This is a genomic window from Bacillus sp. MD-5, from assembly GCF_002201875.1.
Taxonomy (GTDB): Bacteria; Bacillota; Bacilli; order Bacillales; family Bacillaceae; genus Bacillus; species Bacillus stercoris.
This window is the reverse complement of sequence record NZ_CP021911.1, coordinates 3031934-3058178: the sequence shown is the minus strand read 5'-3', so window position 1 is coordinate 3058178 and position 26245 is coordinate 3031934. Positions and strand designations below refer to the sequence as shown.

Here is a 26245-nt window from a genome sequence, read left to right as displayed (position 1 = left end):
TGATAGGAATGAGTGAAAAAGAGGTGAAATCATGATTCTTATTCAAAATGCCGAATTTGAATTGGTGCACAATTTCAAAGACGGCTTCAACGAAGAGGCTTTTAAAGCCCGCTACTCCGATATATTAAATAAATACGATTATATTGTGGGAGACTGGGGATACGGTCAGCTTAGGCTCAAGGGCTTCTTTGACGACCAGAATCAAAAGGCAACCTTCGAAACGAAAATCAGCACATTAGATGAATATATTTACGAATACTGCAATTTCGGCTGTGCGTATTTTGTCTTGAAACGGATCAGAAAATAAATATACACAAAGGGGATGCTGTCATGTATTTTGTTGACAGAAACAAAATAGAGAAAACACTGGGGTTCTTCGAGCACCAGCTGGCGCTATTTAACTCACAAACAGACTGGCAGACTGAATTTGGGGGACTGGCGCTTCAGCGTATAGGCCATCTGTTAATCGAATGCATTCTTGATACAGGCAATGACATGATTGACGGTTTTATTATGCGGGACCCGGGCAGCTATGATGACATTATGGACATACTTGTTGATGAAAAAGTTGTCACGGAAAAAGAGGGAACTGAGCTCAAGAAATTGATCGCCTACCGCAAAACATTGGTTCAACAGTACCTGCTCGCTGACAGCGGCGAGCTTTACAGGCTGATCAAGGCGCATCAAACAGCCCTTCAAGACTTCCCGAAACGGATCAGAAGCTATTTGGAAACAGAGCTAGGACCTGTTTCCGCGTTTAAATAACAACTGGAAAGCCACAGGAGTGTTGGAAATGAAAACATATAAAGGGTATTTAATTGATTTAGACGGAACGATGTACAATGGCACGGAAAAAATCGAGGAAGCGTGTGAATTTGTCAGAACGCTAAAAGATCGCGGCGTTCCTTATCTTTTCGTGACAAACAACTCTTCGCGCACACCAAAGCAGGTGGCGGACAAGCTGATGTCTTTTGATATTCCGGCAACAGAAGAGCAGGTCTTCACGACAAGCATGGCTACTGCCCAGCATATTGCCCAGCAGAAAAAAGACGCGTCTGTATATGTGATTGGGGAGGAAGGAATCCGCCAGGCGATTGAAGAAAACGGCCTGACATTTGGCGGAGAAAACGCGGACTTTGTCGTTGTTGGTATCGACCGTTCCATTACATACGAAAAATTTGCTGTCGGCTGCCTGGCAATCAGAAATGGCGCCCGCTTTATTTCCACTAACGGAGATATTGCGATTCCGACTGAAAGAGGGCTTCTGCCTGGAAACGGTTCACTGACATCTGTGTTAACCGTATCTACAGGTGTACAGCCTGTATTTATCGGCAAGCCGGAATCAATCATTATGGAGCAGGCGATGCGCGTTCTCGGCACAGATGTGTCTGAAACACTCATGGTCGGCGACAACTACGCGACTGATATTATGGCCGGCATTAACGCGGGTATGGATACGCTGCTCGTTCACACAGGCGTAACGAAAAGAGAACATATGACAGACGATATGGAAAAACCGACTCACGCCATTGACTCTCTGACCGAATGGATTCCATACATTTGAAAAAAGGGCGCCCCAAAAGGGTGCCCTTATTCTGTGTGCCGCGCGCGGTGTGCGAGCCTGCTTGAGGCCGCGGCGGAAATCGCGCCGACGATGTCATCCAGAAAGGTATGGCATTCGCCGGTTGATTTATCATTTAATCGTTTAAGGATTCCGGGTTTTTCTTTGTCGATGTAACCGTAGTTCGTAAACCCGATCGATCCGTAAATGTTTACAATGGAAAATGCCAGAACTTCATCTACTCCATATAGGCTTTCATCTATTTCCAGCATCGTTTGCAGCGGTTCAGACAGTTTTTTCTGCTCAGCAAGAACATCCAATTCAATGCCCGTTAAAATCGCGTTTTGCACCTCGCGTTTTGCGAGAACGCGATTGACGTTCAACGTGCATTCATCAATGGTCAAATCCGGATGATATTTTTTTTGCAGAAAAAAGACAAGCTCGGCAATATCTGATACCTCAACGCCGCGCTCCTTCATCCGTGCTCTTGCTTTAGCTTCCATCTGACTGAATTGTTCGTTTTCTGACATCAGCTTCACCCAATCTTTTTTACTAGTTTATACAAAATGTTTGAGAAGTTTACGACTTTTTCTTGCGCCTTGTTTGGATTAAAATATGTATTCATAATTCCGGCTGTGTATGACTACGATGTGATGAGCCCTAATTCAACAGGCAGGTGATCATGGTGAAAGGTACAATAAAAGAAAAATACGGCATTCACATCAGGCAGCTCTCCGTGTACCAGCACACATATCAATGCTTTCAGACGCCTAATTCATTCTTTCTGATAGTCCCCGTTTCCCAATTCTCAGATACAGAGCTGGCGGAGCTTTATTACATGAGTCAGTATTTACAAGAACAAAGTGACCCATACGTTTCGGTTTTTATCTTTACAAAAGAAGGCGAGCTGACATTTGAACATGAAGAAAAAACGTACGCTCTGCTGAAGGCGGCCCCCCCTTATTCAAACAGGGCGTTCTCCATTGGAGCGGAGCTGGCGGAATTTCACCGAAAAGGCCGAGGGTATCCGTATGAGGTGAAGGCAGCCGGAAGAATCGGCCAGTGGAAGGATCTGTGGGGAAAACGCATTGATCAGCTGGAGGTGTTTTGGCAGCGAAAGGTTCATAGCCCTCCTCACGAGCCATTCGATAAAAAAATGATCGAGTCTTTTCCATATTATTTAGGACTGTCAGAAAACGCGATCCAATATTTAGTGGACACGGAGCTGGATGACAAGCCCCAAGCCGCTGATTCAGGAACGATATGCCATCAGCGGATGGAAAGGCATACATGGTCACCTGAATCACTGATCAGGATTCCGGCGGATTGGGTGTTTGACCACGCTTCCCGTGATATGGCTGAATATATGAGACATACGTTTTTGCATCACAGACAAGATTTTCAACAGCAGGGCTTTCTCTTTTTGCAGGAATACGAGCAAGTCACACCGCTGTCTTCGTTTTCGAAACGCCTTTTATACAGCCGTCTGCTTTTTCCGCTTCATTATTTTGAAATTGTGGAAAGCTATTACATGTCTTCAGAATCAGAAAAGCATTATTTTGAAGAACAGCTTGACTTTATTCTTAATGACTGTGAGCGTTATGAACAATTTCTCAATACAGCGCAGGAATTCATGAATATGCGGGCGCAGAAGCTGTTTGTTCCCCGCGTCAGCTGGCTCGGCAAAGGCAGCTCAGGGTGAGGAGAAAATCTGACAAAAATAATTAGAAAATAAAGAATCTTGTCATATCAATGTGTTAAGCGTTTACATTCGGAAAATTCAGCCTATCGCTGTCTTGTCAAAACAGAAGCGGGCTTATATAATGTTTGTAACTTATATGTCTGTGTTGAGTTAACAATTGTCTTTTTCAAGAGGACAATCAAAAGAAAGGTGGAGTTTTTTTGAAAGCGATTCGTGTAGGGCTTTTAGGTTTAGGTACCGTGGGAAGCGGTGTCGTTAAAATTATTCAAGATCATCAGGATAAGCTTATGCATCAGGTCGGCTGTCCGGTTACGATAAAAAAAGTGCTTGTAAAAGATGTAGAGAAAAAGAGAGAAGTAGATTTGCCGAAAGAAGTGCTTACGACAGAAGTATATGATGTCATTGATGACCCGGATGTTGATGTTGTTATCGAGGTGATCGGCGGAGTTGAGCAGACAAAACAATATTTGGTCGACGCGCTGAGATCGAAAAAGCATGTTGTCACAGCAAACAAGGACTTAATGGCTGTGTACGGCTCCGAGCTGCTTGCTGAAGCGAAGGAAAATGGATGCGATATCTACTTTGAAGCCAGTGTTGCCGGCGGGATTCCGATTCTGCGCACGTTAGAGGAAGGCCTCTCATCAGACCGGATTACAAAAATGATGGGAATTGTGAACGGCACAACGAACTTTATCTTAACAAAAATGATCAAAGAGAAAAGCCCTTACGAGGAAGTGCTCAAGGAAGCCCAGGATCTCGGTTTTGCCGAAGCTGATCCGACTTCAGACGTGGAAGGGCTTGACGCCGCACGGAAAATGGCGATATTGGCGCGCCTCGGCTTCTCGATGAACGTGGATTTGGAAGACGTTAAGGTAAAGGGGATCTCCCAGATTACAGACGAGGACATCAGCTTCAGCAAACGTCTCGGCTATACAATGAAGCTGATCGGGATTGCCCAGCGTGACGGCAGCAAAATCGAAGTCAGCGTACAGCCGACACTGCTTCCTGACCACCATCCGCTTTCTGCTGTTCATAATGAGTTTAACGCCGTTTATGTATACGGCGAGGCTGTCGGTGAGACGATGTTCTACGGACCGGGAGCCGGAAGCATGCCGACAGCGACCTCCGTTGTTTCTGACCTTGTCGCTGTCATGAAAAATATGCGCCTCGGCGTAACCGGCAACAGCTTTGTCGGGCCGCAATATGAGAAAAACATGAAATCGCCGTCTGACATTTACGCACAGCAGTTTTTAAGAATTCATGTAAAAGATGAGGTTGGTTCATTCTCGAAAATTACGTCTGTGTTCTCAGAACGGGGCGTGAGCTTTGAGAAAATTCTTCAACTGCCAATTAAAGGCCATGATGAGTTAGCAGAAATCGTAATTGTCACACACCATACATCAGAAGCTGATTTCAGTGATATCCTGCAAAACCTAAATGATTTGGAAGTCGTTCAAGAAGTCAAAAGCACATATCGTGTAGAAGGGAACGGTTGGAGCTAATGTGGAAAGGACTTATCCATCAATATAAAGAATTTTTACCTGTAACAGATCAAACACCGGCGCTTACTTTACATGAAGGAAACACGCCTCTTATTCACCTGCCGAAGCTGTCTGAGCAGCTCGGAATTGAGCTTCATGTCAAAACGGAGGGCGTCAATCCTACTGGATCATTTAAAGATCGCGGAATGGTTATGGCTGTGGCGAAGGCAAAAGAAGAAGGCAATGACACGATTATGTGCGCGTCAACAGGTAACACTTCCGCTGCTGCGGCAGCCTATGCAGCCCGCGCTAACATGAAATGCATCGTCATTATCCCGAACGGAAAAATTGCGTTTGGAAAGCTCGCTCAAGCAGTCATGTACGGAGCCGAGATTATCGCAATTGACGGAAACTTTGACGACGCGCTTAAAATTGTCCGTTCCATCTGTGAGAAATCACCGATTGCCCTTGTCAACTCAGTCAACCCTTACCGCATTGAAGGCCAAAAAACTGCTGCCTTCGAAGTGTGCGAACAGCTGGGGGAAGCGCCGGATGTGTTAGCGATCCCAGTTGGAAACGCGGGAAATATCACTGCGTACTGGAAAGGCTTCAAGGAATATCATGAGAAAAACGGCACAGGCCTTCCAAAAATGCGCGGCTTTGAAGCGGAGGGCGCTGCGGCAATTGTGCGCAATGAAGTGATTGAAAATCCGGAAACAATAGCGACGGCCATTCGGATTGGAAACCCGGCAAGCTGGGACAAAGCGGTAAAGGCAGCCGAGGAATCCGATGGGAAAATTGACGAAGTCACTGATGATGAAATCCTTCACGCCTATCAGCTGATTGCCCGTGAAGAAGGCGTGTTTGCAGAACCAGGTTCTTGCGCGTCTATCGCAGGAGTGCTGAAACAGGTGAAATCCGGAGAAATTCCGAAAGGCAGCAAGGTCGTGGCTGTGTTAACAGGAAACGGACTGAAAGATCCGAACACAGCGGTCGACATTTCCGAAATCAAGCCCGTCACATTGCCGACTGATGAAGAAAGCATCCTCGAATATATAAAAGGAGCAGCCCGTGTATGAACGAAACCGACATGCTGTTCTCTGTCACTGTTCCCGGAAGCACGGCTAACCTGGGCCCCGGCTTTGATTCAGTCGGAATGGCGCTTAGCAGATATTTGAAGCTGACCGTCTTTGAAAGCGACAAATGGTCATTTGAAGCTGAAACAGAAACAGTCGCCGGAATTCCGGCGGGTACAGATAACCTGATCTATCAAGTGGCTAAACGGACCGCAGATTTATACGGAAAAGAAATGCCCCCTGTCCATGTGAAGGTGTGGAGCGACATCCCTCTTGCACGCGGCCTTGGCAGCAGCGCCGCGGCGATTGTAGCGGCCATTGAACTGGCTGATGAATTATGCGGCCTAAAGCTGTCTGAAGCGGACAAGCTGCATGTAGCCAGTCTAGAAGAAGGACACCCGGACAATGCTGGCGCGTCTCTCGTTGGCGGACTTGTGATCGGCCTGCATGAGGATGACGAGACCCAAATGATCCGCGTCCCGGATGCCGACATTGACGTTGTCGTTGTCATTCCTTTTTACGAAGTGCTGACAAGAGACGCAAGAGACGTGCTTCCGAAGGAGTTTCCATATGCCGATGCCGTAAAAGCAAGTGCTGTCAGCAATATGCTCATTGCTGCGATTATGTCCAAGGATTGGCCGCTCGTCGGGAAAATGATGAAAAAGGATATATTTCATCAGCCGTACCGGGCGATGCTAGTGCCTGAGCTGTCTAAAGTAGAATACGTCGCCGAGATGAAGGGCGCATATGGAACGGCGCTCAGCGGGGCAGGCCCGACGATTCTCGTCATGACCGAAAAAGGAAAGGGAGAAGAGCTGAAGGAACAGCTCGCGCTTCATTTCCCTCATTGTGAAGTGGACGCTTTGACCGTTCCAAAAGAGGGAAGTATAATAGAGCGAAACCCTTTATACCAAGTAAAAAGTGTATAAATCATGCCAAGCGTCCCTCAGCCTCAGCTGAGGGCGCTTTTTTTGCTGGAGATAAAGGAGTTTTTATTTAGGAAAACGAAATACATGTAAAAAGGAGGAGATATGAATATGAAAAAGCTGATAACCGCAGAAGACATCACAGAGATTGTCTCTGTGACCGATCCTCAATACGCCTCAGACGGCACCCGTGCCGCATTTGTGAAGTCACAAGTAAACCAAGAGAAAGATTCGTATACATCAAATATATGGGTCTATGAAACAAAAACAGGCGGGTCTGTTCCTTGGACACATGGAGAAAAGCGAAGCACCGACCCAAGATGGTCTCCGGACGGGCGCACGCTTGCTTTTATTTCTGATCGTGAAGGGGATGCAGCACAGCTGTATATCATGAGCACTGAAGGCGGAGAAGCAAGAAAATTGACTGATATCCCATATGGCGTGTCAAAGCCGCTATGGTCCCCAGACGGTGAATCGATTCTTGTCACTGTCAATTTGGGAGAGGGAGAAAGTGCTAATGATCAAGAAAAATTGGAGCAGGACAGCTATGAACCTGTTGAAGTTCATGGTCTCTCCTATAAACGGGACGGCAAAGGGCTGACGAGAGGTGCGTATGCCCAGCTTGTGCTTGTCAGCGTCAACTCTGGCGAGATGAAGGAGTTGACAAATCACAAAGCCGACCATGGCGATCCTGCTTTTTCTCCTGACGGCAAATGGCTTGTTTTCTCAGCTAATTTAACTGAAACGGATGATGCCAGCAAGCCGCATGATGTTTACATGATGTCACTGGCGTCTGGTGATCTTAAGCAGGTTACACCTCATCTCGGCTCATTCGGATCGAGTTCATTTTCACCAGACGGAAGGTATCTTGCTTTGCTTGGAAATGAAAAGGAATATAAGAATGCAACGCTCTCAAAGGCGTGGCTCTATGATATCGAACAAGGCCGCCTCACATGTCTGACTGAGATGCTGGACGTTCATTTAGCGGATGCGCTGATTGGAGATTCATTGATTGGAGGTGCCGAACAGCGCCCGATTTGGACGAAAGACTGCCAAGGGTTTTATGTTATCGGCACAGATCAAGGAAGCACGGGAATCTATTATATTTCGATTGAAGGCCTTGTGTATCCGATTCGTCTGGAAAAGGAGTACATCAATAGCTTTTCTCTTTCACCTGATGAACAGCACTTTATGGCCAGTGTGACAAAGCCGGACAGACCGAGTGAGCTTTACAGTATCCCGCTTGGACAGGAAGAAAAACAGCTGACTGGCGTGAATGACAAGTTTGTCAGTGAACATGCGATTTCAATGCCTGAAGAGATTCAATATGTCACAGAAGACGGCGTGACGGTGAACGGCTGGCTGATGAAGCCTGCACAAATGGAAGCTGAAACAGCATATCCACTTATTCTCAACATACACGGGGGTCCTCATATGATGTACGGGCATACATATTTTCATGAGTTTCAAGTGCTGGCGGCGAAGGGATACGCGGTCGTCTATATCAATCCGAGGGGAAGCCACGGCTACGGGCAGGAATTTGTGAATGCAGTCAGAGGAGATTATGGGGGAAAGGATTATGACGATGTGATGCAGGCTGTGGATGAGGCTATCAAACGAGATCCGCAGATTGATCCTAAGCGGCTCGGCGTCACGGGCGGAAGCTACGGAGGTTTTATGACCAACTGGATCGTCGGGCAGACGAACCGCTTTAAAGCTGCCGTCACCCAGCGCTCGATTTCAAATTGGATCAGCTTTCACGGCGTCAGTGATATCGGTTATTTCTTCACAGACTGGCAGCTTGAGCATGACATGTTTGAGGACACAGAAAAGCTCTGGGACCGGTCTCCTTTAAAATACGCAGCAAACGTTAAGACACCGCTTTTGATTCTGCATAGCGAGCGGGATGACCGATGCCCGATCGAGCAGGCGGAGCAGCTGTTTATCGCTCTGAAAAAAATGGGCAAGGAAACGATGCTTGTCCGTTTTCCGAAAGCGTCGCACAATTTGTCACGCACCGGACACCCAAGACAGCGGATCAAGCGCCTGAATTATATAAGCTCATGGTTTGACCAATATCTCTAATAAAAAAAGCCAGGCTGATCAAATATCAGCCTGGCTGCTTGATTAAAAGACTTGTTCTACTTCAACGACACCCGGCACTTCTTCTAGAAGAGCGCGCTCAATTCCGGCTTTCAGCGTAATTGTTGAACTTGGGCAGCTGCCGCATGCGCCTAGAAGACGAAGCTTAACAATACCTTCATCTACGTCTACAAGCTCACAGTCACCGCCGTCACGAAGTAAAAACGGACGAAGTTTGTCCAGTACTTCCTGCACCTGTTCTTTCATTTCAACTTCAGTCATGACATTCGCTCCTTTCATCGTCATAAAACCATTATATTCAGTGTAACAATAAAAATCTATTGTTTGGTTTGCAAAGTTGCTTTCCCTATTATAGCACATTCAGACTTCAACACAAAAACGGTTTTTTTCTATAAAAACGCCCTTTGGCTCTGTATACTTAAAGAAAGGACTTACCTAGGAGAAGGGGGCATTTGCAGTGATGAAACCAATCATGCTCAGCGTGTACGGGGCAGAAACCGTTTGTGCGAGCTGTGTCAATATGCCGACAGCCAAGGATACATACGAGTGGCTTGAGGCTGCGCTGAAAAGAAAATATCCGAATCAGCCTTTTGAGATGCAATACATTGATATTCATGAGCCGCCTGACAATGAACAGGCGAAAGAGCTTGCGGAAAAAATCAGAAATGACGAGTATTTTTATCCGCTTGTACTCGTAGAAGACAAAATTGTCGGTGAAGGCAATCCAAAATTAAAAGACGTTTATGAGGAAATGGAGAAGCATGGGTATATAGAAAACCGCTGACTTGATCAGCGGTTCCAGCGTGTGGACAAACCCTCGCATTCGTTGTCAAGCCTGTGCGTTGGTGCTCACGAATGAAAACATTCGCTCCGCTCCAATGCTCGCCTTTCATAGACTTCAAGGGTTTTCAAACACGCTGAAAAGATGAAAACGGCTAAAACTAAAACCGTTTTAGCCGTTTGTAATCATTTAAACCGCTGACCTAATCAGCGGTTCTTCTCTATCATTAACCGTTATGGTGTTTGTACATCCACAGCAAGCCGGATTTTAGCATACGCGGAACACGGCCGATCAGCGGACGGTCAGCAACAAGCCCGAAGCCGGCTTTTTTTCCAAGTGAACCGAGGACGCCTTTCAGCTTAAACTGCGGCATTGATTCAGGCAGGGCTTCTCCATTCCAGCGTTTTTGCAAGATTTGGACAATCTGTTCTGCTTGAGCCTCTGCCAGCTGGGCGCTCGGTGCATGAGGAAGGCTGGCGCAATCGCCGACAACATACAGATGTTCATCACCTGGAAGATTGTGATGAGGCGTTAATACAATACGCCCTTGTGCGTCCTTCTCCACATCTAAGTCTCTGACAACTTTGTTTGGCTGTATGCCGGCAGTCCACACGATGGCGTCTGCAGAAATCGGATCATCGTGGTTATACACAACGCCTTCTTCTACTTTTGTGATATTTGCCCTGTTAATAATGCGGACACCGTGCTCTTCGAACCATTTTTGCACATATTTGCTCAAACGCTCGGGAAAGCTTGATAAAATGAGATTACCGCGGTCGAACAAAATAATGTTCAGGTCATCACGGCTTTCTCTCAATTCACTTGCAAGCTCAACACCGCTTAAGCCCGCTCCGACAATGGCGACGGTGGCATTAGCGCTCAGGTTATTCAGCTTTTGGTAGGTTTCACGGGACTGATCGATGGTTTGAATGCTGTAGGTGAATTCAGGCGCTCCCGGCACGTTGTGATATTTATCCTCACAGCCGAGCCCGATGACGGCGTCATCGTAAGAAATCGGTTCACGATCTTGGAACAGCACTTGTTTTTGTGCAATATCAATTGATGTGATATCACCGTATTGGACATCCAGGCGAGGGTGCTCTGGGAATGACACTCTGATATGGTGGTCAGAAATTGTGCCTGCGGCAAGGGCATAATATTCTGTTTTCAAGCAGTGATAAGGATTTCTGTCAATTAACGTGATTGAAACATCATCAGGCAGCTGGTTTGGCAATAAGCGATGAAGAACACGCATGTTCCCGTAACCTCCGCCGATCAAGACCAATTTTTTCATTTGAATTCCCCTTTAATCCGAAGAGTATGATAGACACATTGAAGAAAATACGAACTATGTAAAATAACATCTAGAATTATATCGAATTTGATCTAAAATCACAATAATAGTTTCAAAATAACCTACAATTTAGCCTGAAAGCGCAAATTAGTAAAACGTTATACAAGAAATGATATGTTACGATAATAAATTTTGAACAGTCCGTTGTCTTTGACGAATCGTAAAAAATTCGCGATAATGGATGTATGTGAGGTGAAACCGCATGAATCCAATGATTGAATTTTGTGTCAGCAATCTGGCTCACGGCTCTCAGGAAGCTAGGGCGATTTTAGAGAAGGATCCCAACCTGGATGTCCTTGAATACGGCTGCTTAAGCTACTGCGGGACATGTATGGAATCGCTTTTCGCTCTGGTAAACGGAGAAGTCGTCATGGGTGAAACGCCTGCTGAGCTTGTTGAGAATATATATACCTTTATTGAAGAAAATCCAATGTTTTAAAGAAAAGGGCCTGGACAGGCCCTTTTTTATTTTGTCGTACAAAAGAACTAAAAAAATGTGTAGACATCAAAAAATATTATTGTTATCGTATAAAAGATATTTTTTTAAATAAAATTTAAGAGGTGTACGAGTATTCATGAATGTTCTGTGGGGACTGCTGGGCGCAGTTGCGATCATTGCTATCGCGTTTTTATTTTCAGAAAAGAAAAGCAATATTAAGATAAGAACCGTCATCGTTGGTTTATGCACACAGGTGGCGTTTGGATACATCGTGTTGAAATGGGAAGCGGGACGCGCTGTTTTTTTATGGTTTTCAAGCCGTGTACAGCTTCTGATTGACTATGCGAATGAAGGCATCAGTTTTATTTTTGGACCGCTTTTAAAGGTCGGCGACAGTCCGGCATTTGCATTAAGTGTACTGCCCGTTATCATTTTCTTCTCAGCACTGATTGCAGTTTTATATCATTTGAAAATCATGCAGCTCGTTTTCCGTGTCATTGGCGGCGGATTGTCGAAGCTCCTTGGAACAAGCAAAACAGAATCTCTGGCAGCGGCTGCCAATATTTTTGTAGGACAATCAGAATCTCCGTTAGTGATCAAGCCCCTGATTGCCGGGCTGACGCGCTCTGAGTTGTTTACGATTATGACGAGCGGACTATCGGCTGTTGCGGGATCTACCTTGTTTGGGTACGCGCTTCTTGGTATTCCGATTGAATACTTGCTGGCGGCCAGCTTTATGGCTGCTCCAGCTGGACTTGTCTTTGGTAAATTGATTATACCCGAAACGGAAAAAACGCAAACCGTAAATAGCGACTTTAAAATGGATGAAGGCGAAGGCGCAGCCAATGTCATTGACGCAGCTGCAAAGGGAGCGTCAACAGGACTGCAAATTGCGTTAAATGTTGGGGCGATGCTGCTAGCGTTCGTTGCGTTAATCGCCGTAGTAAACGGTATTCTCGGCGGGGCTTTCGGCTTGTTCGGCTTAAAAGGCGTCACATTAGAATCCATTCTCGGCTATGTGTTTTCTCCTATCGCCTTTTTGATTGGCGTGCCTTGGCATGAAGCATTGCAGGCTGGAAGCTATATCGGCCAGAAATTGGTGCTGAATGAGTTTGTCGCTTATTCTAATTTCGGTCCGCACATCGGCGAGTTTTCTAAGAAAACGGCTACCATTATCAGTTTTGCGTTATGCGGATTCGCCAATTTTTCCTCAATTGCGATTATGCTTGGTACGCTTGGCGGATTAGCGCCCAGCCGCCGTTCGGATATCGCACGTCTCGGCCTGAAGGCTGTTCTTGCGGGAACATTAGCCAATCTGCTCAGCGCAGCTATTGCCGGCATGTTTATATAAACAATAAAAGCTCCTTGCGTCAGTGCAAGGAGCTTTTATGTATGAAAAACGGGGGATAATTGTATTGTGTCCGTTTATAATAGCTTTTATACTAAGAAAAAGAAAAAAGTTGGAGGCACCTATGAACTCATTTCGATTTACCAAAATGCACGGCCTGGGAAACAATTATATTTATGTGAATCAATTTGAAGAACAGCTTCCTGAGGAAAAACTGTCAGAGATTGCAATACAGGTTTCTTCTGTTTATACAGGGATCGGTTCTGACGGAATGATCCTGATATGCCCATCAGATCAAGCGCCTATTAAAATGCGGATTTTTAATAATGACGGGTCTGAAGGGAAAAACTGCGGCAACGGCCTGCGCTGCGTCGCAAAATACGCATATGAGCATAAGCTGGTTGAGGAAACATCTTTTCTGATTGAAACCCTCTCCGGGCTTGTGAAAGCGGAGGTTCAAGTTGAAAATGGAAAAGTGAATGTGGTCACTGTCGATATGGGCGAACCGCGCTTATCAAAATCCGAGCTCCCGATGCTTGACGGCGGGGAAGAGCACACAATCAATGAAACCATGGCATTTGGTGAAGTTGAGCTAACAGGCACTGCCGTTTCAATGGGAAATCCGCATATCGTTTTTCCGATCGCTGACATCGAACAGGCACCTTTAACGACACTGGGACCGGTGATTGAGAAAGACCCGAGATTTCCGGAAGGCGTCAATGTGGAATTCGTCGAAACCGTGAATGAACAAGAACTGCATTTCCGCGTCTGGGAACGGGGATCAGGCATTACACAGGCATGCGGGACAGGGGCATGTGCAGCGGCTGTCGCATCTGTGTTGAACGGCGTATCAAAACGAAATCAAGACATCACGGTGCATTTAGCAGGCGGTGATTTGGTGATAAACTGGAAAGATAACGGCCATGTGATGATGACAGGGCCTGCCGAAACCGTTTGTGAGGGTGTCTATTTCTTGTAAAACACCTTGTTTGAGAATTGGGACGATCATGTTTATAATAAAAGACAGCAACCGGTTTTTAAAAGGAGGTTCACAATGATGAGCAACCCGGTAACAATTACAGAAGCAGCAGCTTTGCATATAAAAGATATGATGAAAGAGCATGAGGAAGAAAACGCGTTTCTGCGCGTAGGCGTCAAAGGCGGCGGCTGCAGCGGGCTTTCTTACGGCATGGGCTTTGAGCATGAAAAGAGTGAATCAGACAGTGTGTTTGACCAGCACGGCATTACTGTTCTAGTTGACAAAGAAAGCCTCGACATCATGAACGGCACCGTGATTGATTATAAACAATCCATGCTCGGCGGCGGCTTCACCATCGACAATCCAAACGCCATCGCTTCATGCGGCTGCGGTTCTTCGTTCAGAACAGCAACGAATGCAGGCAAGCCTGAAGAGTGCTAAGCACTACTAAAAACGGATAGCAACTATTACTGACGCTTTTCTTAGCGATAAATTATCGTTAAGGGAGGCGTTTTTATTATGCTCTGCATTTTAAAAATGAAGCAGAGGTCCGAGTGTTTCGGACAGAGAAATCCTGTATTGTCGTTATTTTGTATTTTGTTGTAAATACAGCGAAGTTACGATATATTTAATACACAGTATTTTATTGCAATTGCAACAAAAATAACATTAAGGAGTTGATGATGGAGAAGATTTTTGGTGGAATGGCAACAAGGTCAGTATCTGTTCCGTGATTTTATATAAAGGAGCTAAGTCCGAACATGAGCGTAAACATTAAAAAATGCAGCCGGGAAGATTTACAAATACTCCAACAATTGAGTATCGAAACATTCAACGACACTTTTAAAGATCAGAATTCACCTGAAAATATGAAAGCCTATTTAGAAAGGGCATTTAACAAGAAGCAGTTGGAAAAGGAATTATCCAATATGTCTTCGGAATTCTTTTTTGTTTACTTTGATCATGAAGTCGCTGGATATGTAAAAGTCAACATCGATGATGCGCAGTCTGAAGAAATGGGCGCTGAATCACTTGAAATCGAGAGAATTTATATAAAGAACAACTTTCAAAAGCATGGGCTTGGCAAACATCTGCTGAATAAAGCGATAGAAATTGCGCTGGAACGTAATAAAAAGAACATTTGGCTAGGTGTATGGGAAAAAAACGAAAATGCCATTGCCTTTTATAAGAAAATGGGGTTTGTTCAGACCGGCGCCCACTCTTTTTATATGGGGGATGAAGAACAAACAGACTTAATCATGGCCAAAACGCTCACATCATATTTTTCAAAGGGTGGATATTGATGTATATTCCAAAATATTTTAAGGTCACAAATGCTGAAGACATTTGGAATTTTGTACAAGAAAACGCCTTTGGTACGATTGTCACAACAGAACAAGGAAAACCAATTGCCACTCATTTGCCGTTAGGATTTCATAAAAAAGGCGATCATTACTATATTACGGGGCATTTCGCTTATGGAAATCCTCAGTGGAGAACGTTTGAAGCCTGTGAAGATGTGCTTGTGATGTTTCAGGGACCGCACGCTTATATTTCTTCTTCCTGGTATTCACGCGAAAATGTTCCGACGTGGAATTATCAGGCTGTCCACATGTATGGAAAAGCAAGTATGTTAGAGAAAGATGAACTAGCAGAAGAATTAACAATCATGCTGGAGAAATACGAAAAACATCGTGATCATCCTGTTTTATGGGATAAGCTTTCTCCAAAACTCTTAGAACGTGAATTAAAAGGTATTGTTGGATTTAAGATTAAGGTGGAAGACATTCAGGCGGCATATAAATTAAGCCAGAACCGAAATGAAACAGATTATATGAACATCATTGATCAGTTGCAACATGAAGAAAATCCAAATGCAAAACAAATGGCAGAACTGATGAAAGATACATTCAAAAAGCGAATATAAACATACTTTGCTGAAGAAGTAGCAGAAAAAGCCAAGTCAAGCGTCGCCGCTGACTTGGCTTTTTTTTATGATTAATATTTATCCCCATTAAAAATTGAATTCTTCACAATTACATAATCCACATTGCGGATGGCGTCAAGCTTTGTTCCGCCTGCGTAAGAAATGGAAGATTGAAGATCCTGCTCCATTTCAATCAATGTATTCTTAATTGAGCCTTTATGGGCCACGTGCATTTTTTTGCCTTCGACATTTTTCTTTTCGCCTTTTTGGAATTCAGAGGCTGAGCCGAAGTACTCCTTGTAAAGCTTTCCGTCTTTTTCGATCGTTTGGCCTGGTGATTCTTCGTGTCCGGCAAATAGTGAACCGATCATGACCATCGTCGCGCCGAATCGGATTGATTTTGCGATGTCGCCATGGGTGCGGATGCCGCCATCGGCGATAATCGGTTTGCTCGCAGCTTTGGCGCACCAGCGCAGCGCCGCTAATTGCCAGCCGCCTGTGCCAAAGCCGGTTTTGATTTTCGTAATACATACTTTTCCCGGTCCGATGCCGACTTTAGTGGCATCCGCTCCCGCATTTTCAAGCTCTCTGACCGCTTCCGGCGTTCCGACATTGCCAGCAATCACAAAGCTGTCCGGCAAATGTTTTTTGAGGTGCTGAATCATTTCAATGACAGCATTTGAGTGCCCGTGGGCAATGTCTATTGTCACATATTCAGGAGCCAAATTTTCTTCTGCCAGCTGGCAGACAAATTCATACTCCTCTTCTTTGACGCCCACGCTGATAGAAGAGAATAATCCGCGTGCGTTCATATCTTTAATAAAATCAATTCGTGTTTCAGGCTCAAATCGGTGCATGACATAAAAGTAGCCATTTTCGGCTAGTTGAATCGCAAGCTTTTCATCTATAATCGTCTGCATATTGGCAGGGACGACGGGTAATTTAAAGGTGCGTCCGCCTAAACGTACGGATGTATCACATTCTGAACGGCTATTTACAATACATTTTGCAGGAATTAGCTGAATATCTTCGTAATCAAATACGTTTTCCATGGTTTTCACTCCTAAAAACGAATATTTAAAATTATATTATATGAAATGTTCGCCTTCTATAATGTACTCTGTTTTATTTATGATGTCAAACATTATTATTTTCTGGCAGGTGTGGTGCAAGTGCCGAAGCTTGTCATGCAGAGTGAGTTTAGGTATCATAGTTTTAACGAATGGTCTTAGAGAGCGGATCAAAACGCGAATGATATACGTTCAGCAAAGCTTGGTTGTTCAGCACCAGGCTTTCTTTATGCATGAACATGTGAAAGGAGCAAAAAAGATGGCCCAAAACGAAGAAAAAACACCGAAGTCCCAAAAGATTCAAGACCGCATTATTATGGCAATGATCTGGGTAGTCGCAGCACTTGTGATTGCACTGGTTGTTGGAACCGCACTGAATTATATAAATATCTTCAAATAAAAAAGGAGCTGTGTCACCTGACACAAACTCCTTTTTTTATTATTTATTTTCAAAAAGACTTGTTGAGTGAAGAGGCTGTACTCGGGCTTTCGGGTCCATGTAAGCCTTGGCGTTGTTCACTGCTGTCGGTGCCTCACCGAAGCCGCTGGCAATCAGGTTGACTTTTCCTTCGTATGTACAAATGTCACCTGCTGCAAAGAAACCTTCGATATTTGTTTCCATTGTTGATTTTACGACAATGGAATTTTTCTCGATGTCCAGGCCCCAGTTTTTGATCGGTCCAAGAGAAGAAACGAAACCGTAGTTGACGATTAAGTCATCAATTTCTAAAATCTCTTTGCGGTCGCCTTTCACTTCATCAAGCACAAGCTGTTCAATTTTGTCTTCACCGATCAGCTCCGCAGGGACGAATGGTGTCAGGACATTAACCTTCGACGCATGAAGGTTTTCCACACTGTGCTCGTGCGCACGGAACTTGTCGCGGCGGTGAATGATCGATACTTCTTTTGCGATCGGCTCAAGCATAAGCGCCCAGTCAACCGCGGAATCTCCACCGCCAAGGATCGCAACGCGTCTGCCGGCGAATTTTTGCAGATCGTCAACGAAGTAATGGAGGTTCTTGCCTTCATACTGCTCGGCATTTTCAAGTTCCAGCTTTCTCGGTTTGAATGCGCCATTTCCTGCAGTAATGATGACTGTTTTAGAGTAGTGGGTTTCTTCATTTGTTACAAGCTTAAACACGCCATCTGCTTGTTTCTCAACTGATTCAACCGCTTGCTCCAGACAAATGGTTTGGTCGAATTTCGCCATTTGCTCTTTTAGGTTATTGATAAGCTCTTGCGCGCGGATTTTCGGGAATCCCGCTACATCATATATATACTTTTCAGGGTATAGGGCGCTAAGCTGTCCGCCGAGCTGAGGCAGGCTTTCGATAATTTTGACGCTTGCCTGTCTCATCCCGCCGTAAAAAGCGGTGAATAAGCCGACCGGTCCCCCGCCTATAATTGTAATATCATAAACCTTTGTATCCTCTCGCATACGAAAATTGCCTCCTAAATGAAAATTGTTATTAATTATACCATATTGCCATTCGAATTGACGAGTCAGCAGAAAAAATCGTAAGGATACAACGCGCCCATCCATTTTTGAAAATATTTCCGCCGGCCGCTACGATAATAACCAAATGAAATGATCTTTTTCTGAATGTTTCTTGAGCCAGCCGGATAAACATGGTAGTAGTGCTATGGGTGAGGACTTCACAAAAAACTTTTCAATATATTTCATAAAATCCCGCCAATAAGCTGAAGCTAACACAAATGATGATTTTATTATGGGTCTAACAAAAGCAAAAAAAGAGAAGGTGGATGTGATGGCATTGAATAAGCCCAAAATCGTGATTTTAGGTGCAGGATATGGCGGATTGATGACGGTGACAAGGCTGACGAAGTATGTCGGGCCGAATGATGCTGACATTACGCTTGTAAATAAACACAATTATCATTATGAAACGACATGGATGCATGAAGCGAGCGCGGGTACGCTCCATCATGACCGCTGCCGTTATCAGATAAAAGATGTAATCAACCAGTCACGGGTTAATTTTGTACAGGATACCGTAAAGGCAATCAAAATTGATGAGAAAAAAGTTGTGCTTGCGAATGGAGAACTGCAGTACGATTATTTAGTCATCGGGCTCGGCGCCGTGCCTGAAACATTCGGCATTAAAGGTTTGAAAGAATATGCGTTTCCGATCGCCAACATCAACACGTCGCGCCTGCTGCGGGAACATATTGAGCTGCAGTTTGCGACTTACAATACGGAAGCGGAAAAAAGGCCGGACAGGTTAACGATCGTTGTTGGCGGCGCCGGATTTACGGGCATTGAATTCCTTGGTGAGCTGGCGGCTCGCGTGCCGGAGCTCTGTAAGGAGTATGACGTTGACAGAAGCCTTGTCCGCATCGTTTGTGTGGAAGCAGCGCCGACCGTTTTGCCGGGCTTTGATCCGGAACTTGTTGACTATGCCGTACATTATCTTGAGGAAAACGGAATTGAGTTCAAGATCGGCACGGCTGTACAAGAATGTACACCAGAAGGAGTCAGAGTCGGCAAAAAAGATGAGGAACCAGAGCAGATCAAATCGCAAACCGTTGTATGGGCGGCAGGTGTCCGCGGCCATCCGATTGTGGAGGAAGCCGGTTTTGAAAATATGCGCGGCCGGGTGAAAGTCAACCCTGATCTTCGCGCCCCAGGACATGACAATGTCTTTATTCTCGGTGACAGTTCGCTGTTTATGAATGAAGATACAGAGCGTCCGTATCCGCCAACTGCGCAAATTGCAATGCAGCAGGGCGTAACAGTCGCTAAAAACCTTGGCAGGCTTATTAAAGGCGGAGAGCTTGAGGAATTCAAGCCGGACATTAAGGGAACAGTGGCTTCTCTTGGCGAGCATAACGCGGTTGGGGTTGTTTATGGCAGAAAGCTGAAAGGCACGCCGGCTTCGTTTATGAAAAAAGTCATTGATAACCGATCGTTGTTTATGATTGGCGGACTCGGACTGACACTAAAAAAAGGCAAGTTCAAGTTTTTCTAAAAACCCGCGGAAGCGGGTTTTCTTTATTAAAAAACGCCAAAATAAAAAGAGAACGAGAGGAAAATAAGCATGTTTCCGCTTACATGAAAAGATTTGTTACATGATCTGACTTTATTGTTGACAGCCTGATATGTTATATTATCAGAAAATTAAGAAAAAGGGTGATGATCAGATGAAAACTGCAACGACAACCGCTTCACATGCATGCCCATTTTGCTCAGGAAAAGGATATTTTCAATTGATTCTCGGCGGTTCAGAGACTTGTCCTTCTTGCCAGGGGACAGGAAAAGACAGTCATTCATTTTCCAGACGTTGACTTTATTTCCACCCCCGCGTTACACTAAAAGCAACGCAGGGGGGTGGAATAGGTTGATTAGTCTGCCAGTCGTAATCATCTCAATTGTTTTGTTTTTTGTTTTGTTTTTTGGAATCGGTTTCTTATTAAACATGCTGCTGAGAATGTCTTGGATTATGGCTGTGATTTATCCGGTTGTATGCCTTTTCATTATCAGCAAAGAAAAGCTGGTCAGCTATGTCCAGTCGCCGGGAGAATCCTTTGCCAGCCTGTTTCATCGTGTCTTATCATTAGCGGCTGCCGATGTGCTGATTTTAGCCAGCGGTTTGGCCGGCGCCATTGTGTCAGGGATAGCGATCAATATGCTCAGAAAAAGAGGATATCAAATGTTTTAACTGCCGCTTTCTTCTATAGAAAGCTTTTTTTGTATGTTCGCTCATTCATCATTTTGAATAATGCTCTCTCCGCTTGGGAACAATGATTCGGAGGAGAGGTGAATGATGTTGAATATGATCAGACGTTTGCTGATGACCTGTTTATTTCTGCTTGCATTTGGCACGACATTTTTATCAGTGTCAGGAATCGAAGCGAAGGACTTGTCAAAATGGGTGCAGGAACATCAAGAAAAGCACTTGAAGCATGCAGGACTGACATTAAAAGCATTGCAGCAGAAACAAACACAAACGACGTCCGCGGCTAAGGATAAAACAAAACCCTTAGAAGAAGCATTTGACTGGGATGAGTATCCGGCCCAAAGAGTAACAGCAACTGGTTATACTGCAGGAGCTGAATCGACGGGAAAAAATCCCGGTGATCCATTATACGGGCTTACATATTCAGGCGTGAAAGTGAAACGGGATCTGTATTCCACGGTTGCTGCCGACCCGTCGGTTTTCCCGATCGGCACGATTTTATTCATTCCGAATTACGGTCTCGGAGTTGTAGCTGACACCGGATCGGCTATTAAGGGAAACCGCCTTGATTTGTACTTTGAAACCGTCAAAGATGTATACAATGAATGGGGCAAAAAAACCCTTGATGTATATGTGATTAAAAAGGGAACGGGAAAGATTACCGAGGATGAGCTTGAGAAGCTCAATGAAACAAAATCTTTGCAAGTGTTCAGAAATCAATATAAAACGGTGAAAGAATAAAAACGCTCCAGCGAAAGCAGGAGCGTTTTTTACATGAAAAAGTAAGCGAGTGCTAATGTCAGTAAAATACCTGTTAGGCCTCCGAAAAAGACTTCGATCGGCTGATGTCCGAGAAGCTCTTTCAGCTTTTTTTGTTTTTCTTTTTCTTCAGCTTTAGGGAAGTCCTTTGCTTCATTAACAAAACGGTTAAAATCAATGACAAGCTTATTAATGACTGTTGCCTGCTCACCGGCGTGACGTCTGACGCCAGTTGCGTCAAACATGGTGATGACGGCGAAAATGGCAGAAACCGCAAAGAGTGAGGAGCCTAATCCATGCTCCAAGGCTACGCCTGTAGAAAGCGCAGTGACCGCTGCGGAGTGAGAGCTCGGCATGCCGCCTGTGCTTGTGACCAGCGACCAGTCCAGTTTTCTGGACACGATATACTGTATGGGCACTTTGATGACCTGAGCAAAAATAATTGCGGCCAGGCTTGATAATAAAGGAAAATTCGTTAAAAGTTCCATCGGCGACATCCTTTCTATTTGAAAAATCCTTCGTGTTTCAAAAGAAAAAAGCAAGTCTTAGACTGTTGTTTGATAAAATAAGTGTAGTGGAAAGAATGTTTTTCCTATTATACCATTGTTCATTACAAATACCCATTACGTTAGGAGTGTAAGCCTCATGTTTTATGCGGTTCAGCAATTAGAGCATACAGAAACCCTTGTGGTCGGGCTTTTTCAAAAAAGCCAGCTGACAGGAAAAGCGTTGGAAATTGATGAAATGCTCGAAGGCCATCTGACACAGCTTTTAAAAGATGGTGATGTCTCTGCGAAACCGAATCAAGTATCAAAAGTATTCCCCCCAGCTTCTGCGGGTATGAAACGAATTTATTTCGTTGGTCTGGGAAGAAAAGCAAATTTTACGTTTGACCAGGCGAAGGAGCGTTTTGCTCATGTTTTTCAGGCTATTCATAAAGATCGAAAACAAGAAGCAGCTGTCCTGCTTGATACGTTTATTTCGGAAGATGTGCCTCCAGCCGATGCCGCTCATGCATTAGCTGAGAGCTGCCTGCTTGCTTCCTATGAGGTGCAGGATTATAAGCACAAATCAAATGAGCCTGACAAACAAATTGAAACCGTATATGCTGTCACAGATGAAGATACACAGGAAGTGCAGGCGGGGCTTCGCGTCGGCCAGGCATACGGACAAGGGACAAATTCGGCTAGAACGCTTGTGAATATGCCAGGAAACATGCTGACCGCGACTGACCTCGCTTCATATGCAGAAGAGCTTGCGGCAAAATATGATTTTGAGTGTGAGATATTGGAGAAATCAGAGATGGAAGAGCTCGGTATGGGCGGAATACTTGCGGTAAACCAAGGCTCTGCCGAACCGCCGAAAATGATTGTGCTGAAATATCAGGGCAAAAAGGAATGGGAAGATGTCGTCGGACTTGTCGGGAAAGGGATTACATTTGACACAGGCGGCTACTCCATTAAAACGAAATCTGGAATTGTCGGCATGAAATCAGATATGGGGGGAGCTGCTGCGGTTCTCGGCGCTATGGAAACGATCGGAGAGCTTCGTCCCGAGCAAAACGTGCTGGCCGTTATTCCGTCAACCGATAATATGATCTCTGGCGGGGCGATGAAGCCTGATGACGTGATCGTATCTTTAAGCGGAAAAACAATTGAAATCCTCAATACAGATGCTGAAGGAAGGCTCGTGCTTGCAGATGGCATTACATATGCGAAACAGCATGGCGCATCAGTTCTTGTTGATGTGGCTACGCTTACCGGCGGCGTCGTTGTGGCATTAGGAACAGAAACAACCGGCGCAATGACAAATGATCAAAGCTTTTACCAGCAGGTAGCTGATGCCGCACAAGAGTGCGGCGAGGCGATCTGGCAGCTGCCGATAACAGAGAAGGATAAAAAGCGCGTAAAAAGCAGCCAAATGGCGGATCTCAGCAATTCGCCAGGGCGTGAAGGACATGCGATTATGGCAGGAACGTTTCTTGGAGAATTTGCTGAGTCAACACCTTGGGTTCATCTTGATATTGCGGGCACAGCGACTGCCAATAAAGCGACCTGCTTTGGACCATCCGGTGCAACCGGTGTTATGGCAAGAACACTGGCTACACTTGCGGAGCGATTTGCATTGGAAGATGAAAAAAGCGAATAATGTAGAATCCCTGCTGCATCTTGCGGCGGGGATTTTTTCTTCCAAAATCTTTAGTTGACTAAAGTAGATCGGTTATGATACGATACGTTCGTACTTTATTTATCTACTACATTAGCAAACTAAAGGATTTTTGGAGGGGTATCATGAATGCAGTCGTCATCGCAGTCCTGCTTATGCTTGTATTAAGCCTGCTGCGTGTCAATATTGTTATCGCATTAATTATAGGCGCCTTAGCCGGCGGGTTAACAGGCGGACTCGGTCTTGGCGAAACGGTTAAAGCTTTCACAGACGGTCTCGGCGGAAATGCCACTGTTGCTGTCAGCTACGCCATGCTTGGCGCGTTTGCCGCCGCTTTGACGAAAACGGGTCTTCCGGACGCAATGGTGGAAGCCTCCGTTAAATTAATCGGAAATAAAGAAGATTCTCGCAAAAAAGCGCTGTCTAAGGTGCTGATTGTGCTGATTATTTTAATTGTATCTTGTTTTTCTCAAAACGTCGTTCCAGTTCACATCGCGTTTATCCCGGTGCTGATTCCGCCGCTTTTGAAAATCTTTAATGAACTTGAAATGGACCGCCGTCTGATTGCGTGTGTGATCACTTTTGGTTTAACGGCGCCTTATATTGTGCTGCCGGTTGGTTTCGGGCAAATCTTCCAGGGAATGCTCAAGGATAATATGGCAGATGCCGGATTAAACGTATCTCTCGGTGATATTCCTTATGCGTTAATGATTCCTGTAGCAGGTATGGTTGTAGGTCTGATTTTATCAATCATCGTATTCCGTAAACCGAAAACATATGAAACAAAAGAAATTTCTGGTGCGAGCTCTTCTCCATATACGAAAAAAAGTCTGGCTATCGCGGTGCTTGCCATCGTTGTGTCACTCGGCGTCCAGCTTTACTTATCTCAGACTTTGGGAGTAGAAGGGATGATTATGGGGGCGCTGGCAGGCCTGGTTATTCTGTTTGTCAGCGGTGTGATGAAGCGTGATGAAGCGGACTCACTGATTACTGACGGAATGGTCTTAATGGCCTTTATCGGCTTTGTCATGCTTGTTGCAGCCGGGTTTTCAAACGTATTAACGAAAACCGGAGATGTCGAGTCACTGGTTAAAACAGCAGCTGGCATCATGGGGCACAGTCAGTTAGTGGGTGCATTGCTGATGCTCATTGTCGGCTTGTTCATTACAATGGGAATCGGATCTTCTTTTGCGACGATTCCTGTTATCACAACGATCTTTGTGCCTCTTTGCCTGCAGCTTGGATTCAGCCCGATGGCAACGGTTGCGATAATCGGGGCAGCTGCTGCGCTTGGCGATGCCGGTTCACCTGCCAGCGACAGCACGCTTGGACCGACTTCAGGTTTAAGTGCGGACGGCCAGCATCACCACATTTGGGACACTTGTGTGCCGACTTTTGTATTTTATAATATCCCGCTTATTATCTTTGGATGGATTGCAGCGCTTGTTTTATAAGGAAAAAGGCTCCCCTTTACTGGGGAGCCTTTTCTCGTTATCATAAAAAAACCGTTCCCATAGAACGGTTTTTACGTGGACGATATGTGATTTCTGTTAAAGCCGGTTGCTTTATGAATAGACCGGTAGATCCCTGGTGCGATAAACGCCAGTATGACAGCCAGCGCCGTGTCTTTTACCATAAACCAAGTCATAAAGCCCCAAGCTGTGCCGTAGCTTACCGGCGTATGAATCCACAGCTTCAGTGCAAGATACATATAGGTAGTGCCGATGATATACATGATTGCCGTTCCGATAAGTGAAGCAATGAGAAATCGAATTTTGCTTGGCTGAATTTTTCGTTCTAAAAACCATCCCGCTGCAAATGCTGCCGGGATGTATGAGATAATAAACCCGCCGCTTTTCCCTGCAAACGGTGCGAAGCCTGCAGAAAATTGAGCAAACACAGGCGCTCCGGCCAATCCGACAAGTGCATATACAATCATGGCAATCGCTGCTCGTTTGCTGCCGAGAAGCAAGGCTGCCAAGAGACAGAAAAACGGCTGCATCGAAAGCGGAATGCCGGCAACTTGTAAAAAGGGTGCTACTGATGTAAGGTTGGCTCCGACAGCCATAAGTGCGGCGAACATGCCGATCAGCGCCATATCGGCCGCGCGAAGTTTACGTTGTTTCATAGTTGTCCCCCTTAGGTTTACATACACAATCATAGAGTAATAAAGAATGGAAATATTGTCAACATAAATTAAAACGAGGTTAACAAAAGAGAGGGTTCCATATGTATTTTGGAAAAACAAAACAGTCCGATCAATCTGGAAGAGTGCCCCCAAATCAAAATGTCACCACTTCATTTCCTGTGCTTCATACGGGAAGTGTCTCATATTACGAAGATATGACGAGATGGAATCTTCAAGTATACGGTTTGGTTGACCAACCGATGCTGCTGAGCTTTGAAGATGTCAAAGCCTTTCCGAAGTACGAATCGAAAAATGACATTCATTGTGTCACGGGCTGGTCGAGGCTTGATAATGTGTGGCAAGGCGTGCGTGCTCGTGATATAGCGGAAAAAGCGGGTGTGAAAGAAGAAGCTGGCTACGTTATTTTACATGCGGAAGAAGGCTGGACGACCAATCTGCCGCTTGATGATTTCTTAGCGGAAACTTCCCTTCTGGCTTATGCGCATAATGGCGAGCCATTAACGCCTGAACACGGCTTCCCGCTGCGGGGTGTATTTCCGCATCTGTATTTTTGGAAAAGCGCCAAGTGGCTGCGCGGCATCCAATTTACGAAAGAAAACCATCCGGGCTTTTGGGAGCGGAATGGCTATCACATGAGAGGGGATCCTTGGCAAAATCAAAGATTTACATGGGATTAAGGTTCTATTTTAAACAGGACCATCCGCATCTTTATCAGGTTTTTATTTC

Annotated in this window: 30 protein-coding genes; 23 read left to right on the top strand and 7 right to left on the bottom strand. The window is 45.1% G+C overall.

Translation table 11 applies throughout. The features are described from left to right. The first annotated feature begins 31 nt into the window (after positions 1–31). Genes CDO84_RS15505 through nucF form a run of 3 tightly spaced genes read left to right on the top strand, consistent with a single transcriptional unit; the run spans position 32 to position 1564 of the window. On the top strand, positions 32–307 hold the full coding sequence (locus CDO84_RS15505) for a YutD family protein (protein ID WP_003228682.1): 276 nt from the start codon (positions 32–34) through the stop codon (positions 305–307). A gap of 23 nt (positions 308–330) precedes the next feature. Then, positions 331–765, top strand: coding sequence for a DUF86 domain-containing protein (locus tag CDO84_RS15500; RefSeq protein WP_040081932.1), 435 nt, complete (start codon positions 331–333; stop codon positions 763–765). Between the two features lie 28 nt (positions 766–793). Continuing rightward, the gene (nucF, locus tag CDO84_RS15495) at positions 794–1564 is read left to right on the top strand and encodes a 5' nucleotidase NucF (RefSeq protein WP_014477880.1); all 771 of its coding nucleotides are present in this window, start codon (positions 794–796) and stop codon (positions 1562–1564) included. Positions 1565–1590: 26 nt separating this feature from the next. On the opposite strand, the gene CDO84_RS15490 is transcribed toward nucF, so the two are convergent. Next, on the bottom strand, positions 1591–2091 hold the full coding sequence (locus tag CDO84_RS15490; protein ID WP_003243814.1) for a phosphatidylglycerophosphatase A family protein: 501 nt from the start codon (positions 2089–2091) through the stop codon (positions 1591–1593). A 152-nt stretch (positions 2092–2243) separates the two neighbouring features. Between CDO84_RS15490 and cotNH the strand changes: the two genes are divergently transcribed. The 5 genes from cotNH to CDO84_RS15465 all read left to right on the top strand — a co-directional run bounded on the left by cotNH (position 2244) and on the right by CDO84_RS15465 (position 8831). Next, positions 2244–3263 (top strand): spore coat-associated protein CotNH, encoded by a 1020-nt coding sequence (gene cotNH, locus CDO84_RS15485; RefSeq protein ID WP_014665243.1) that lies wholly within the window; start codon positions 2244–2246, stop codon positions 3261–3263. Positions 3264–3463: 200 nt separating this feature from the next. Next, entirely contained in the window at positions 3464–4765 is a 1302-nt protein-coding gene (locus CDO84_RS15480) for a homoserine dehydrogenase (protein ID WP_014665242.1), read from the top strand. After that, a complete protein-coding gene (thrC, locus tag CDO84_RS15475; protein ID WP_040082516.1) occupies positions 4765–5823 on the top strand; it encodes a threonine synthase in 1059 nt (352 codons plus the stop codon). The genes CDO84_RS15480 and thrC overlap by 1 nt, the downstream gene beginning before the upstream one ends. Continuing rightward, the gene (thrB, locus tag CDO84_RS15470) at positions 5820–6749 is read left to right on the top strand and encodes a homoserine kinase (protein ID WP_040081935.1); all 930 of its coding nucleotides are present in this window, start codon (positions 5820–5822) and stop codon (positions 6747–6749) included. The genes thrC and thrB overlap by 4 nt, the downstream gene beginning before the upstream one ends. A 108-nt stretch (positions 6750–6857) precedes the next feature. Further along, on the top strand, positions 6858–8831 hold the full coding sequence (locus tag CDO84_RS15465; RefSeq protein ID WP_040081937.1) for a S9 family peptidase: 1974 nt from the start codon (positions 6858–6860) through the stop codon (positions 8829–8831). Between the two features lie 42 nt (positions 8832–8873). On the opposite strand, the gene CDO84_RS15460 is transcribed toward CDO84_RS15465, so the two are convergent. Beyond that, the gene (locus tag CDO84_RS15460; protein ID WP_172640843.1) at positions 8874–9209 is read right to left on the bottom strand and encodes a NifU family protein; all 336 of its coding nucleotides are present in this window, start codon (positions 9207–9209) and stop codon (positions 8874–8876) included. Between the two features lie 97 nt (positions 9210–9306). Here CDO84_RS15460 and CDO84_RS15455 point away from each other — a divergent pair, with 97 nt between their 5' ends. Then, positions 9307–9633: a YuzD family protein gene (locus CDO84_RS15455; protein WP_040081940.1), complete on the top strand. Its 327-nt coding sequence runs from the start codon at positions 9307–9309 to the stop codon at positions 9631–9633. A gap of 223 nt (positions 9634–9856) precedes the next feature. Here CDO84_RS15455 and CDO84_RS15450 read toward each other — a convergent pair whose 3' ends face one another. Continuing rightward, positions 9857–10924 (bottom strand): NAD(P)/FAD-dependent oxidoreductase, encoded by a 1068-nt coding sequence (locus tag CDO84_RS15450; protein WP_014665237.1) that lies wholly within the window; start codon positions 10922–10924, stop codon positions 9857–9859. Positions 10925–11186: 262 nt separating this feature from the next. On the opposite strand from CDO84_RS15450, the gene CDO84_RS15445 reads away from it, so the two are divergent. The 6 genes from CDO84_RS15445 to CDO84_RS15420 all read left to right on the top strand — a co-directional run bounded on the left by CDO84_RS15445 (position 11187) and on the right by CDO84_RS15420 (position 15677). Then, positions 11187–11423 (top strand): YuzB family protein, encoded by a 237-nt coding sequence (locus tag CDO84_RS15445; protein ID WP_003222913.1) that lies wholly within the window; start codon positions 11187–11189, stop codon positions 11421–11423. A 136-nt stretch (positions 11424–11559) separates the two neighbouring features. Further along, a complete protein-coding gene (locus tag CDO84_RS15440; RefSeq protein ID WP_014665236.1) occupies positions 11560–12774 on the top strand; it encodes a NupC/NupG family nucleoside CNT transporter in 1215 nt (404 codons plus the stop codon). Positions 12775–12895: 121 nt separating this feature from the next. Continuing rightward, positions 12896–13750, top strand: coding sequence for a diaminopimelate epimerase (dapF, locus tag CDO84_RS15435; RefSeq protein ID WP_040081943.1), 855 nt, complete (start codon positions 12896–12898; stop codon positions 13748–13750). 78 nt (positions 13751–13828) lie between these two features. Next, positions 13829–14191, top strand: a complete 363-nt coding sequence (locus tag CDO84_RS15430) for a HesB/IscA family protein (RefSeq protein WP_003244166.1) — start codon at positions 13829–13831, stop codon at positions 14189–14191. Positions 14192–14511: 320 nt separating this feature from the next. After that, complete coding sequence (locus tag CDO84_RS15425) at positions 14512–15054, top strand: spermidine/spermine N(1)-acetyltransferase (RefSeq protein ID WP_040081945.1); 543 nt, start codon at positions 14512–14514, stop codon at positions 15052–15054. Beyond that, positions 15054–15677 carry an FMN-binding negative transcriptional regulator gene (locus tag CDO84_RS15420; protein ID WP_014665233.1) on the top strand — a complete coding sequence of 208 codons (624 nt, stop codon included), beginning with the start codon at positions 15054–15056 and terminating at the stop codon, positions 15675–15677. Before CDO84_RS15425 ends, CDO84_RS15420 begins: the two co-directional genes overlap by 1 nt. Before the next feature lie 71 nt (positions 15678–15748). Here CDO84_RS15420 and guaC read toward each other — a convergent pair whose 3' ends face one another. Then, positions 15749–16729 (bottom strand): GMP reductase, encoded by a 981-nt coding sequence (gene guaC, locus CDO84_RS15415; RefSeq protein WP_040081946.1) that lies wholly within the window; start codon positions 16727–16729, stop codon positions 15749–15751. A 277-nt stretch (positions 16730–17006) separates the two neighbouring features. Here guaC and CDO84_RS15410 point away from each other — a divergent pair, with 277 nt between their 5' ends. Further along, the gene (locus tag CDO84_RS15410) at positions 17007–17147 is read left to right on the top strand and encodes a hypothetical protein (RefSeq protein ID WP_003228723.1); all 141 of its coding nucleotides are present in this window, start codon (positions 17007–17009) and stop codon (positions 17145–17147) included. A gap of 39 nt (positions 17148–17186) precedes the next feature. Here CDO84_RS15410 and yumC read toward each other — a convergent pair whose 3' ends face one another. After that, positions 17187–18185: a ferredoxin--NADP reductase 2 gene (gene yumC / locus CDO84_RS15405; RefSeq protein ID WP_040081949.1), complete on the bottom strand. Its 999-nt coding sequence runs from the start codon at positions 18183–18185 to the stop codon at positions 17187–17189. A gap of 331 nt (positions 18186–18516) precedes the next feature. Here yumC and CDO84_RS15400 point away from each other — a divergent pair, with 331 nt between their 5' ends. The 4 genes from CDO84_RS15400 to spsC all read left to right on the top strand — a co-directional run bounded on the left by CDO84_RS15400 (position 18517) and on the right by spsC (position 21186). Next, positions 18517–19737, top strand: a complete 1221-nt coding sequence (locus CDO84_RS15400) for an NAD(P)/FAD-dependent oxidoreductase (RefSeq protein ID WP_040082517.1) — start codon at positions 18517–18519, stop codon at positions 19735–19737. A gap of 172 nt (positions 19738–19909) precedes the next feature. After that, positions 19910–20053, top strand: a complete 144-nt coding sequence (locus tag CDO84_RS15395; protein WP_015714640.1) for a YuiA family protein — start codon at positions 19910–19912, stop codon at positions 20051–20053. Positions 20054–20106: 53 nt separating this feature from the next. Beyond that, the gene (locus tag CDO84_RS15390; protein ID WP_014665226.1) at positions 20107–20427 is read left to right on the top strand and encodes a YuiB family protein; all 321 of its coding nucleotides are present in this window, start codon (positions 20107–20109) and stop codon (positions 20425–20427) included. Positions 20428–20529: 102 nt separating this feature from the next. Next, positions 20530–21186 carry a stationary phase survival protein SpsC gene (gene spsC, locus CDO84_RS15385; RefSeq protein ID WP_014665225.1) on the top strand — a complete coding sequence of 219 codons (657 nt, stop codon included), beginning with the start codon at positions 20530–20532 and terminating at the stop codon, positions 21184–21186. A gap of 29 nt (positions 21187–21215) precedes the next feature. Here spsC and CDO84_RS15380 read toward each other — a convergent pair whose 3' ends face one another. Beyond that, positions 21216–21692: a divergent PAP2 family protein gene (locus CDO84_RS15380; RefSeq protein ID WP_014665224.1), complete on the bottom strand. Its 477-nt coding sequence runs from the start codon at positions 21690–21692 to the stop codon at positions 21216–21218. A gap of 157 nt (positions 21693–21849) precedes the next feature. Here CDO84_RS15380 and CDO84_RS15375 point away from each other — a divergent pair, with 157 nt between their 5' ends. Together CDO84_RS15375 and CDO84_RS15370 are read left to right on the top strand one after the other, a co-directional pair. Then, on the top strand, positions 21850–23352 hold the full coding sequence (locus CDO84_RS15375) for a leucyl aminopeptidase (RefSeq protein WP_040081952.1): 1503 nt from the start codon (positions 21850–21852) through the stop codon (positions 23350–23352). Positions 23353–23495: 143 nt separating this feature from the next. After that, a complete protein-coding gene (locus CDO84_RS15370; RefSeq protein WP_014665222.1) occupies positions 23496–24824 on the top strand; it encodes a Na+/H+ antiporter family protein in 1329 nt (442 codons plus the stop codon). Positions 24825–24895: 71 nt separating this feature from the next. Here the strand turns inward: CDO84_RS15370 and CDO84_RS15365 are convergent, their stop codons facing one another. Further along, positions 24896–25498, bottom strand: a complete 603-nt coding sequence (locus CDO84_RS15365) for a biotin transporter BioY (RefSeq protein ID WP_040081953.1) — start codon at positions 25496–25498, stop codon at positions 24896–24898. Positions 25499–25599: 101 nt separating this feature from the next. Between CDO84_RS15365 and CDO84_RS15360 the strand changes: the two genes are divergently transcribed. Further along, positions 25600–26196 (top strand): sulfite oxidase-like oxidoreductase, encoded by a 597-nt coding sequence (locus tag CDO84_RS15360; protein ID WP_040081954.1) that lies wholly within the window; start codon positions 25600–25602, stop codon positions 26194–26196. Positions 26197–26245: the final 49 nt, after the last annotated feature.

Coding starts and splice junctions, on each gene's coding strand:
- CDO84_RS15505 (WP_003228682.1), top strand. CDS start 32: ATGATTCTTATTCAAAATGCCGAATTTGAATTGGTGCACAATTTCAAA.
- CDO84_RS15500 (WP_040081932.1), top strand. CDS start 331: ATGTATTTTGTTGACAGAAACAAAATAGAGAAAACACTGGGGTTCTTC.
- nucF (WP_014477880.1), top strand. CDS start 794: ATGAAAACATATAAAGGGTATTTAATTGATTTAGACGGAACGATGTAC.
- CDO84_RS15490 (WP_003243814.1), bottom strand. CDS start 2,091: ATGTCAGAAAACGAACAATTCAGTCAGATGGAAGCTAAAGCAAGAGCA.
- cotNH (WP_014665243.1), top strand. CDS start 2,244: ATGGTGAAAGGTACAATAAAAGAAAAATACGGCATTCACATCAGGCAG.
- thrC (WP_040082516.1), top strand. CDS start 4,765: ATGTGGAAAGGACTTATCCATCAATATAAAGAATTTTTACCTGTAACA.
- thrB (WP_040081935.1), top strand. CDS start 5,820: ATGAACGAAACCGACATGCTGTTCTCTGTCACTGTTCCCGGAAGCACG.
- CDO84_RS15465 (WP_040081937.1), top strand. CDS start 6,858: ATGAAAAAGCTGATAACCGCAGAAGACATCACAGAGATTGTCTCTGTG.
- CDO84_RS15460 (WP_172640843.1), bottom strand. CDS start 9,209: ATGTGCTATAATAGGGAAAGCAACTTTGCAAACCAAACAATAGATTTT.
- CDO84_RS15450 (WP_014665237.1), bottom strand. CDS start 10,924: ATGAAAAAATTGGTCTTGATCGGCGGAGGTTACGGGAACATGCGTGTT.
- CDO84_RS15445 (WP_003222913.1), top strand. CDS start 11,187: ATGAATCCAATGATTGAATTTTGTGTCAGCAATCTGGCTCACGGCTCT.
- CDO84_RS15440 (WP_014665236.1), top strand. CDS start 11,560: ATGAATGTTCTGTGGGGACTGCTGGGCGCAGTTGCGATCATTGCTATC.
- dapF (WP_040081943.1), top strand. CDS start 12,896: ATGAACTCATTTCGATTTACCAAAATGCACGGCCTGGGAAACAATTAT.
- CDO84_RS15430 (WP_003244166.1), top strand. CDS start 13,829: ATGAGCAACCCGGTAACAATTACAGAAGCAGCAGCTTTGCATATAAAA.
- CDO84_RS15425 (WP_040081945.1), top strand. CDS start 14,512: ATGAGCGTAAACATTAAAAAATGCAGCCGGGAAGATTTACAAATACTC.
- CDO84_RS15420 (WP_014665233.1), top strand. CDS start 15,054: ATGTATATTCCAAAATATTTTAAGGTCACAAATGCTGAAGACATTTGG.
- guaC (WP_040081946.1), bottom strand. CDS start 16,729: ATGGAAAACGTATTTGATTACGAAGATATTCAGCTAATTCCTGCAAAA.
- CDO84_RS15410 (WP_003228723.1), top strand. CDS start 17,007: ATGGCCCAAAACGAAGAAAAAACACCGAAGTCCCAAAAGATTCAAGAC.
- yumC (WP_040081949.1), bottom strand. CDS start 18,185: ATGCGAGAGGATACAAAGGTTTATGATATTACAATTATAGGCGGGGGA.
- CDO84_RS15400 (WP_040082517.1), top strand. CDS start 18,517: ATGGCATTGAATAAGCCCAAAATCGTGATTTTAGGTGCAGGATATGGC.
- CDO84_RS15395 (WP_015714640.1), top strand. CDS start 19,910: ATGAAAACTGCAACGACAACCGCTTCACATGCATGCCCATTTTGCTCA.
- spsC (WP_014665225.1), top strand. CDS start 20,530: ATGATGTTGAATATGATCAGACGTTTGCTGATGACCTGTTTATTTCTG.
- CDO84_RS15380 (WP_014665224.1), bottom strand. CDS start 21,692: ATGGAACTTTTAACGAATTTTCCTTTATTATCAAGCCTGGCCGCAATT.
- CDO84_RS15375 (WP_040081952.1), top strand. CDS start 21,850: ATGTTTTATGCGGTTCAGCAATTAGAGCATACAGAAACCCTTGTGGTC.
- CDO84_RS15370 (WP_014665222.1), top strand. CDS start 23,496: ATGAATGCAGTCGTCATCGCAGTCCTGCTTATGCTTGTATTAAGCCTG.
- CDO84_RS15365 (WP_040081953.1), bottom strand. CDS start 25,498: ATGAAACAACGTAAACTTCGCGCGGCCGATATGGCGCTGATCGGCATG.
- CDO84_RS15360 (WP_040081954.1), top strand. CDS start 25,600: ATGTATTTTGGAAAAACAAAACAGTCCGATCAATCTGGAAGAGTGCCC.